The organism is Dietzia sp. DQ11-38-2 (assembly GCF_014145055.1).
Classification (GTDB): domain Bacteria; phylum Actinomycetota; class Actinomycetes; order Mycobacteriales; family Mycobacteriaceae; genus Dietzia.
Map to the genome: position 1 here is coordinate 1 of NZ_JAALDW010000410.1, position 1,501 is coordinate 1,501.

2 protein-coding genes are annotated in these 1,501 nt (G+C 71.1%); both read left to right on the forward strand.

The window, feature by feature from the left end:
* A partial coding sequence (gene lspA / locus G6026_RS13380; RefSeq protein ID WP_182613458.1) for a signal peptidase II occupies positions 1–472 on the forward strand: 472 nt, incomplete at its 5' end.
* A complete protein-coding gene (locus G6026_RS13385; RefSeq protein WP_107756231.1) occupies positions 465–1,391 on the forward strand; it encodes an RluA family pseudouridine synthase in 927 nt (308 codons plus the stop codon). The genes lspA and G6026_RS13385, both read left to right, overlap by 8 nt.
* The last annotated feature ends 110 nt before the right edge of the window (positions 1,392–1,501 follow it).

Consider the following 1,501-nt stretch of genomic DNA (forward strand, 5'->3'; position numbering starts at 1 on the left):
GGCGGTGATCGTGGCGGTGGATCAGGTGACCAAGGCGCTGGCGGTGTGGGGTCTCGAGGGGCAGGACCCGATCCGGATCGTCGGTGATTCCGTGCGGCTCCTCCTGCTCCGCAACCCCGGCGCGGCCTTCTCGATGGGCACGGGGTCGACAGTCGTGCTGAGCATCGTGGCCACCGTGGTCGTGGTGGGACTGCTGTGGTTCTCGCGGCGGGTCCACTCGAGGTGGTGGGCGTGGGGGCTCGGGTTGATCCTGGGTGGCGCCGCGGGCAACCTCGTGGACCGGTACGTCCGGGCCCCCGGCTTCCTGGAGGGCCACGTGGTGGACTTCGTCTCGGTGGGGTGGTGGCCGGTGTTCAACGTCGCCGATTCGAGTCTGGTCATCGGTGTGATCGTGGTGGCCGTCGCCGTGGTCAAGGGAGTGGAGTTCGACGGCTCGCGGGGGCCAGTGGAGAAGGGCGGGGCGGATGGGTGAGCTGCGCACCTTCCCCGTCCCAGACGGTCTCGACGGGATGAGGGTGGACGCCGGTGTCTCCCGCCTCCTCGGGCTGTCCCGGACCGCGGTCGCCGATCTCGCCGGGCAGGGCAAGGTGTTGGTCGACGGCCGGGCGGTGGGGAAGTCGGACAAGCTCACCGGGATGTCGTGGATCGAGGTCGAGATGCCCGATCCGCGGGCCGAGCCCGCGGTGGTCGCAGAGCCGGTCGAGGGGATGGCCGTCGTCTACTCGGATGCCGACCTCGTCGTCGTCGACAAACCCGTCGGCGTGGCGGCGCACGCCTCGGTGGGCTGGACCGGCCCCACCGTGATCGGTGGGCTGGCGGCCGCCGGATACCGCATCTCCACCTCGGGGCCGCCGGAGCGCAAGGGGATCGTCCACCGACTCGACGTGGGCACGTCCGGACTGATGGTGGTGGCGGCCTCCGAGCGGGCGTACACGCTGCTCAAACGGGCGTTCCGCGACCGCACCGTGGACAAGACCTACCACGCGCTCGTCCAGGGCCACCCCGATCCGCTGTCCGGGACGATCGACGCGCCCATCGGCCGCCACACGTCCAACGACTGGCGGTTCGCGGTCACCTCGGACGGCAAGCACTCCATCACGCATTACGACACGCTCGAGGCGCACCAGGCGGCAACGCTCGTCGAGGTCAAGCTCGAGACCGGTCGAACCCATCAGATCCGCGTCCACTTCTCGGCCCTCCACCACCCGTGCGCGGGCGACCTCACCTACGGCGCGGACCCGGTGCTGGCGAGGCGGTTGGGGCTGGAACGGCAGTGGCTGCACGCGGTGGGGCTCGGGTTCGATCACCCCGGCACGGGTGAACGCGTGGACTTCACCAGCCCGTACCCTGACGATCTCCAGCACGCGCTGGACGCCCTCCGCGCCGCGTGACCGGCCCTGCCCCGGCAGCCGACCGCTCCACGCCCCGGTCGGTCGCGCTGAGGGCTCTTTCGAGCGTGGGCGTGGGCGTGGTGATCGTCCTGGCGCTGGTCGCCGACCTC

What these genes read in the sequence shown, in the direction of transcription:
- G6026_RS13385 (WP_107756231.1), top strand. Translation starts at nt 465, where the DNA reads ATGGGTGAGCTGCGCACCTTCCCCGTCCCAGACGGTCTCGACGGGATG.